Here is an 8,142-nt window from a genome sequence, read left to right as displayed (position 1 = left end):
CCCGGCTTTCGCCGGGATGATCGGGATAGAGCGTATCCCACCCGCCTTGCCCCTTCCCGCCCCGGCGCCTAAGTCGGATCGGCCTCGCGGTTCGCTGCCGGCTTTCACGCCATTCAGACGATTCACACCCTGTTTTTCGGCGCCCGCGCCGAGATTTCACACTATTCAGACGATTCAGACTCTCTTTTTTCCGAGTCTGAACCCCGGAGACCCCGATGTCCGACTACGATTACGACCTCTTCGTCATCGGCGCGGGCTCCGGCGGGGTTCGCGCCGCGCGGCTGACGGCCCTGGGCGGCAAGAGGGTCGCCATCGCCGAAGAGTTCCGCGTCGGCGGCACCTGCGTCATTCGGGGCTGCGTGCCCAAGAAGTTCATGGTCATGGCCTCCGAGGTCAGCCACGCGCTTGAGATCGCCGAGGGCTACGGCTGGTCGTTCGACAACGCCAAATTCGACTGGCCGACCTTCCTTGAGGCCAAGGACGTCGAGATCGCCCGGCTGTCGGGCATCTACGCCGCCAACCTGGGCAAGGCCGGGGTCGAGCTGGTCCACGGTCGCGCCATCCTGAAGGACGCCCACACCGTCGAGATCGTCGGCAAAAACCGCACCATCACTGCCCAAAAGATCCTGATCGCCACCGGCGGCCGCCCTTGGAAGCCGGAGGATCTGCCGGGCATCGAACACGCCATCACCTCGGAAGAGGCCTTCCACCTGCCCGAACTGCCCAAGCGCATCCTGATCGCGGGCGGCGGCTATATCGCGGTGGAGTTCGCCGGCATCTTCGCCGGCCTGGGCGTCGAAACCACCCTGATCTATCGCGGCCCGAACATCCTGCGCGGCTTCGACGACGATGTGCGCGCCCACCTGGCTGGAGAGATCGAGAAGCGCGGGATCAAGGTGATCCTGGGCTGCCAGCACAAGTCGATCGAAAAGACCGCGACCGGCCTGGTCAACCATCTGGAAAACGGCATGACCCTGGAAACGGACGTGGTCATGTTCGCCACCGGCCGCATCCCGCACGTCAAGGATCTGGGCCTAGAGGCCGCGGGCGTCGAGCTGAACGACGAGGGGGCCGTCAAGGTCGATCCCTATTCGAAGACGACCGCCGAAAACATCTGGGCCATCGGCGACGTCACCGACCGGATGAACCTGACGCCCGTGGCCATCCGCGAGGCGGTCGCCTTCCACCAGACCGTCTATCGCGACAACCCCCAGCACTTCGACTACGAGGCCGTCGCAACCGCCGTCTTCAGTCAGCCGCCGGTCGGCGTTGTCGGCCTGACCGAGGCCGAGGCGCGTCGGTCGTGCTCCAAGGGCGTGGACGTTTATGTGACCCGCTTCCGGCCGATGAAATACGCATTCACCGGCTCCGACGAACGGGTGCTGATGAAGCTGGTCGTCGACGCCGACAGCCAGCGCGTGGTCGGCGTTCACATCGTCGGTCCCGACAGCCCGGAGATGATCCAACTGGCCGCCATCGCCGTGAAGGCCGGCCTGACCAAGGCCCAATGGGACGCCACCTGCGCCGTCCACCCGACCATGGCCGAAGAACTGGTCACTCTGAAGGAGAAGCAGACGCCCGCGAACATGGCCGCCGGCTGATCCGCCTCAGCGCGGCCGCTCCCGGAACCGCTCCAGCACGTCCAGCCGCGCGGAGAAGGGCTCGGTCTCGACGAAAGGCCCCGTGTCGCCGAAGGTGACGATGCGCGGCTCGCCGTCCGGCGTGGCCTGGGGCCAGACCGGCCGATCTCCCCCGTTTGGATTTCCGGTTCGGGCGAAGTCGGTCCAGTAGCCCATCATCGCCTCCGAGGCGCGCCGGTCGCGCGCCTCGACCGGATAGGGAAGGATGCCCAGGTTGCCGAACACATAGGGCCGCTCCACCGCGTGGCTGGCCCCGCCATGCGCCTGCCGGTTCTCCGGCGACGTCACGTCGAAGCGGTAGAGGTAGGTCGGATGACCCGCCTTTGCATGCAGGCGCGCCAGCTTGCGCGCGGGCTCGGTGAACACCAGGTCCGTCACGACCTGGGCGTCGAACGCCGCGACGCCGCCATAGGCCGCCGCGGCCTCGGCCCGCTCCAGCCAGGTCATGTCGTCGTCGATCAGGCCGTAACCCGATCGGTCCGTGGGCTTGATCCACCAGAACTCGGCGCTGTTCGTGCCGATGACATAGGGGACCGGGGCCTGTCGCCCGGCCGCGAAGGCGGCTTCGACCGTCTCGGTCACGATCTGGCCGTCGATCAGGTTCAGGTCGCCGTTGGCGAACGACGGCGCCGGGTCCAAGAAGGTCTCGGCCGGGGCCGCCCGCAGCGCCTCGGCCGACGTCAGGCCCGCCGCCTCCGCCCAGGCCTGGCCCCGCTGTCGCGCCGACGGCGCGCCGCCCGCCCCCGGCCGATCCAGCGGAATCTGGAGCTCACGTCCCAGACCGGACTGCACCACGGCCCGCTGGAACAGCCCGCGCGCCTGGGGCGAGATCATCATCCGGTTCACCAGCAGCCCGCCCGCCGACTCGCCAAAGATCGTCACGTTGTCCGGGTCGCCCCCGAAGGCGGCGATGTTGGTCTTCACCCACCGCAGGGCTGCGATGACGTCCATCACGCCGTAGTTGCCTGCCGCTTCGCCCGCTGGTCTCTCGGCCGCCAGCGCCGGGTGGTCGAAGAAGCCCAGACGCCCCAACCGATAGTTCAGCGTCACGACCACCACGCCCTGCCTGGCAAGGTCGTCGCCCTCGTACAGCGCCGCCGTGCCCGAGCCGTTGATCAGCGCGCCGCCGTGAATCCAAACCATGACGGGCGCCCGCGCGTCGTCCGCCTGGTTGGTCCAGACGTTGAGGTTCAGGCAGTCCTCGCTCATCGGCGGAGGGCCGACGCCGGGGTCGCCGTTCGCCGGCGGCTGAATGCAGATCGCACCATAGCCGGTGGCGTCGCGACGCCCGTCCCAGGCGACAGGCGGTCGCGGCGGTCGCCAACGCAACTGCCCCACGGGCGGCGCGGCGTAGGGGATGTTGCGATAAGAGGTCACGGCGTCGTCGGTTCGACCGAGCAGAACCCCCTGCTCGACCCGCGTCTCTGCCTGTGCTGTCGGGTCGACCTGCGCCGTCATCAGGGCCAGCGTGGCGAATGCGGCTGCGATTGTCATGCCCCGTCATTAGCAAATTCTTCTGACGCGCCAACGACGATGCGACGTTTTTCGCCGGCCTGGCGAACCAATCCGCGTCCGCTGCGTTTGGGGATTGCTGGTGGGGCGCGCATTGAACGACTTAATCCAAATGACACGACCCGCCGTCGATCTGGCCGCGGCGTTCGAGGTGTCCCCAAACCCCTATATCCTGGTCACGCCCGATCTTCTGATCGTCGGCGCGAATCAGGCGTACCTCGACGTGACCTCCTCTCGTCGGCAAGACATCATCGGGCAGCCATTGTTCCAGGCGTTCGATTCCGGCGATGGCGAGGAGGCGCCCGAGAATGTGCGGCGAGTGAAGGCGTCCCTGGAAAAGGCGCGCGACACGCGTCAGCGGGATCACCTCGCGATGGTGCGCTTTTCGATCGCCCGCACCGGCCCCGACGGCGCGCGCACCTTCGAGGACAGGCTTTGGAGCGCCACACACACGCCGATCCTCGATGAGCAAGGCGAAGTCGCCTATCTGCTGCAACACACGACCGACGTCACCGACCTGCACCGGGGGTTCATCGCCGATCCTTCATCGCCGGTCAGCGCGCTGGACGCCATCTTGGGCGGGGGGTTGCTGCGCCGCGCGGAAGTCGTTCAGGAAGACAATCTTCGCTTGGAGCACGAGCGAAACCGCCTGGTCGAAATGTTCATGCAGGCCCCGGGCTTCGTGGCCATCCTGTCCGGCCCGCAGCACGTGTTCCAAATGCACAACGCCGCCTATCAGCAACTGATCGGCCAGCGCGATCTGTCGGGGCTGCCCGTGCGCGAGGCGCTGCCCGAACTGGCCGGCCAAGGCTATTACGAGTTCCTGGACGACGTCTTCGCGACGGGCGAACCGTATGAGGGTCAGGAGAGCCTGGTCCAACTCCAGCGCCGCGCCGACGGTCCGCTGGAAGACGTCTATCTGAACTTCATCTATCAGCCGATCCGGGACGAGCATGGAGCGGTGGCCGGCATCTTCGTCCAGGGCCACGACGTCACCGAAAACGTCCTGGCCGCCCAGCGGCAGAAGCTGATGATCGACGAACTGAACCACCGGGTGAAGAACACCCTGGCCACCGTCCAGTCCATCGCCATCCAGACCGCCCGGTCGCACGTCGATCCGACCACCTTCGCCGAGACGTTCCAGTCGCGTCTGATGGCCTTGTCGCACACGCACAACCTGCTGACACGCAGCCATTGGGAAGGCGCGGAGCTGAGCGCCATCCTGGCTCACGAGACCGAAGCCTTTGGCCCGACCCGCATCAGCCTCAACGGACCTCCGGTCGATCTGGAGCCCGCGCTTGCGTTGTCGTTGGGGATGATCTTCCATGAACTGGCGACCAACGCCGCGAAATACGGCGCCCTCTCGACGCCTGAAGGTCGGGTCCTGATCGACTGGGCCTTGGCCGATCAGCGCGCGCCCCGGCTCAAACTGACCTGGCGCGAAGTTGGCGGCCCGCCCGTCTCACCGCCGAGTAGAAAAGGTTTCGGCAGTCGATTGATCGAACGTAACATTCGCCACGATCTGGCGGGCGAGATTGATCTGGTCTACGCCGCCGATGGATTTGTCGCGGAACTGACGGTTCCGCTTGAAAGGAAAGACGCGTGATGACCCAGCCCCTGACCGGACGTCGCGTTCTTATCGTCGAGGATGAATCCCTTGTGGCCATGCTTCTCGAAACCATTCTGGAAGACATGGGCTGCACGCCGGTCGGCCCCGCCGCCAACATCGACGAGGGCGCCGCGATGGCGCGCGACGAGACCGATCTGGACGCCGCGCTGCTGGACGTGAATGTCGCCGGCCGTCAGGTCTTTCCGGTGGCCGAGGCGTTGAGGGCCCGCGGCGTGCCGTTCGTCTTCTCGACCGGCTATGGCGAAGGCGGCCTGCCTGACGAATGGCGCGGCAATCCCACCATCCAGAAACCCTTCACCGAGAACGCCGTGCGCGACGCCCTGATGAAAGCCATGGGCGTGGCCCAAGCCTGACCCGCGCCTGCGACGACCATTCCGGCCGCCCGTCCCATCAGGCCGCCATCCGCCGGGGCGCGAACCATCCCTGCTCCGAGCGCTGGACCGCGCCTGACGCGGCTAGGACCGCAAGGGTGTGTTCGATCTTGCGTCTCTTGCGCGTGGGCGAGCCATCGAACGCCGCCGCCAGGGCCGTAGGATGCATGGGTACGCCGCGACGCCGCAGCATGGAGAGCAGAACCGACGCCAGCGGTCCCGGCTCGTCCGGCAGCGCGGGCAAGGGCGTCTCGACGAACAGCACCGCTTCGGTCTGAACCGCCTCTCCTCCCCTCGGCAAGCGGGGCGTCTGGTAACCGGGGCGCAGGAAACGCACATCGCCGCGCCCCTCCTGTTCAGCCCGCAACTGGTTCAGGGCGATCAGCCGCTCCACCACGGCGTCGTCGGAAAGCGTTTGCGGCCAGCCGTAGGCGTCCGCCACCAGGTGATCGAGGCGGACATGCAAATGATCCAACAGGCCGATGCAGCCGGCGTCATGCACATCTTGATCGGTCGCGCTCAAGGGCGTTCCCTGCCGCCAGAGCGCGCGCGCATTGTAGAGACCCGTCATGGTCAGCCCCGGATTCCGCTCCAGGACCTTGGCGCGCAAGGCGTCGAGTTCCTCGGCCACGGCGCCCAGCTCGGCCGCCAACGCCGCGCCCGGCTGCGGAAACGGAAAACGATCGAAACAGGCGCCTTTCACATAGACAGCCTCGCGTTCGTACTCTCCGATCCGTCCGGCGTTGGCGGCGAACCACGCCCGATGCTGTCGCGAAGACAGTACGCCCATAATCACGGGGTCGTCGCTGGCGATCACGACCAGTTTGTTGTCGGGCAGTATCTCGGCGTCGAGGAAGCGGAACCAGCGGTGCTTGGCCGTCTCCACCGTGACGATGCATCGCTGCAGACCCGCCGCCGCTTCGCGCAGTTCCCGCCTGGGCTCGCCGAAGATCCACCAGTTGTCACGGTAGGTCGCCCGATTGTTGCGGTCGCGATCGGGCTTCACGGTTTCGAGAAGATGTTGATACAGCAAGGGATGTCGACGGCGGGCTTCAGCCTCGTCCCAGCCGAACAGGTCGATGGCCTCCAGGCCGCGCGGACGGTCGGCCAGATCGCGGCCGTTGCGATAGGTCCGCAGGGGCGAAGGCGCGTCGCGATCCGATCCCGCCAGCAAGGCGCGGCCGCGCTGCGGCGTCACGAGAAAGCCGGCGCCCATCAGCTGCACGCCGCGATGCGCCAGGCCGGCGTTCGCCTTCAGCGCCCTGGCGCGGGTCAGGCCCGTGTCGATCATCAGGTCCGCCCCGATCACGCCTTGGCGTTCCTCGAATGTCAGTCGAGGATGGTCGGTGATCAGGTCCGCTTCGCCCGAAACTTGCAGCCAGCGGGCCTGGCCGTCCGGCGCGCCGCGTTCGACCACCGACATGGCGATGCGCACGTCGGCCCGCCCCGGCCCTACGGCCCACGGGTGATCGGCGACCGCAAAGACGATGCGAAGCGGGGGACGCCGCTCCAGATGGTGTTCGATCACCCGTCGCGAGAAAGTCTGAGTGATGGAATTGGTTGTGATGAAGCCGAAGCGACGGAGGATCGATCCCTTCGCGGCCAGAATCTCCGCGGCCCGGTCCCACCACGCCATGACCAGATCGGCCGAGCGGAAACGGCCGCCACGAATCGTGGCCAGAGCCTCGACATAGCCGTCGCCGAGTTCGGCCCGCAGGTCCTTGCCGCCAATGAAGGGGGGATTGCCGACAATGAAGTGCACGACGGGCCACGGCGTCGGGAACGGATCGACATAGCGCTCGACCGCGCGATCCCGGCGCGTCGCGAACAGGCCGGCCTCGGCCTCGTCGCGTCGGTGCTCGACTTCGATGCGCGCACAGCGGATCAGGGCGTCGGCGCACTGGACTCGTCGGAAATCCTTCAGGATCGGCTCGGTCGGCTTGGCGTCCCCGAAAACGCGAAAATGCCATTGCAGATAGCCGATCCACATGACGATCTCGGCGATCCAAGCCGCGTAGCTGTTCTTCTCCAGCCCATAGAACTGCTCCGGGCTGACGACGTGACCTTCCAGGTCCAGAAAGCCTTGGACCTCTCCCATTTCGGACAGGGCGCTGAGGACATCCCCTTCCAGCTCCTTCATCATCTTCATGGCCACATACAGAAAATTGCCGGTGCCGCAGGCGGGGTCCAGCACCCGGATGCGGCAGAGTTGGTCGTGGAACTCCCGCACGATCCGGCGTGCCGCCGGGACGTCTCCCGCGAGGTAAAGCCCGATGGCCTGCGCCTCGGTCGCCTCCCAGTCGCCGCGCAGCGGCTCCATCACCGTCGTGTCGACCAGGCGCTCGACAAAACTGGCGGGCGTGTAGTGCGCGCCCAGCTCGGCGCGCTCCGCCGGGTCGAGCGCCTGTTCCAGCAGGCTGCCGAATATGGCTGGTTCGACCAGGCTCCAGTCGCAACGGGCCGCCGCGATCAGCGCCTCCAATTCCCGCTCCGTGACCGGCAGGGGATCGACGTCGCGGAACAGACCGCCGTTGAACCGCCGCATCGTCCGGCGGGTGGCCAGACAATGGCCGCCCTGGTCCATCGTCTGAAAAAAGACGCGCGCGCCCTCGTGAAACCTGTCGGCCTCCCCGCGGTAGGATTCCAGAAGTCCCTGGAATCCGCGATCCTCGATCAGACCGACGCTGTCGGCGAACATGGCGAATATGCACTGCATGATGAACAGCGCGGTGCGATTGGCCTGGGCGGCCTTGGCGGCCCGGTCGTCTCCTGCTGACGCCAGGCGGGCGCGGATCGAACGAACCAGCCAGGCCAGTCGCGCCGCGATGTCGGTGGTCACCTCCGCCACTCGCGCGGACGGGTCCAGCGCCATCGGGTCGGTCCAGACCTTCAACAGCCGGTTGCGCACATCGGGATCGCGCAGTTGGTCCAAGGTGATGCGGTAGCGCGCCCGATCCGGGAATTGGGCGTAGCCCTTTCCCTGGCGAGC

Annotated in this window: 5 protein-coding genes; 3 read left to right on the top strand and 2 right to left on the bottom strand. The window is 66.8% G+C overall.

Annotated elements, in window-relative coordinates; genetic code table 11:
- The first annotated feature begins 215 nt into the window (after window positions 1–215).
- Window positions 216–1,601, top strand: coding sequence for a glutathione-disulfide reductase (gene gor / locus B2U11_RS02330; RefSeq protein WP_201215856.1), 1,386 nt, complete (start codon window positions 216–218; stop codon window positions 1,599–1,601).
- A 6-nt stretch (window positions 1,602–1,607) separates the two neighbouring features.
- Here gor and B2U11_RS02325 read toward each other — a convergent pair whose 3' ends face one another.
- Entirely contained in the window at window positions 1,608–3,134 is a 1,527-nt protein-coding gene (locus B2U11_RS02325; protein ID WP_292069617.1) for a carboxylesterase/lipase family protein, read from the bottom strand.
- Between the two features lie 130 nt (window positions 3,135–3,264).
- On the opposite strand from B2U11_RS02325, the gene B2U11_RS02320 reads away from it, so the two are divergent.
- Together B2U11_RS02320 and B2U11_RS02315 are read left to right on the top strand one after the other, a co-directional pair.
- Entirely contained in the window at window positions 3,265–4,758 is a 1,494-nt protein-coding gene (locus B2U11_RS02320) for an HWE histidine kinase domain-containing protein (protein ID WP_292069616.1), read from the top strand.
- A complete protein-coding gene (locus B2U11_RS02315) occupies window positions 4,758–5,135 on the top strand; it encodes a response regulator (RefSeq protein ID WP_292069614.1) in 378 nt (125 codons plus the stop codon). Before B2U11_RS02320 ends, B2U11_RS02315 begins: the two co-directional genes overlap by 1 nt.
- A gap of 37 nt (window positions 5,136–5,172) precedes the next feature.
- Here B2U11_RS02315 and B2U11_RS02310 read toward each other — a convergent pair.
- On the bottom strand, window positions 5,173–8,142 hold a 2,970-nt coding region (locus tag B2U11_RS02310; protein ID WP_292069612.1), incomplete at its 5' end, for a class I SAM-dependent DNA methyltransferase.

Source organism: Brevundimonas sp. UBA7534 (assembly GCF_002479325.1).
Taxonomy (GTDB): domain Bacteria; phylum Pseudomonadota; class Alphaproteobacteria; order Caulobacterales; family Caulobacteraceae; genus Brevundimonas.
This window is presented reverse-complemented; position numbering and strand designations above follow the sequence as displayed.

Coding starts and splice junctions, on each gene's coding strand:
- B2U11_RS02325 (WP_292069617.1), bottom strand. CDS start 3,134: ATGACAATCGCAGCCGCATTCGCCACGCTGGCCCTGATGACGGCGCAG.
- B2U11_RS02315 (WP_292069614.1), top strand. CDS start 4,758: ATGACCCAGCCCCTGACCGGACGTCGCGTTCTTATCGTCGAGGATGAA.
- B2U11_RS02320 (WP_292069616.1), top strand. CDS start 3,265: ATGACACGACCCGCCGTCGATCTGGCCGCGGCGTTCGAGGTGTCCCCA.
- gor (WP_201215856.1), top strand. CDS start 216: ATGTCCGACTACGATTACGACCTCTTCGTCATCGGCGCGGGCTCCGGC.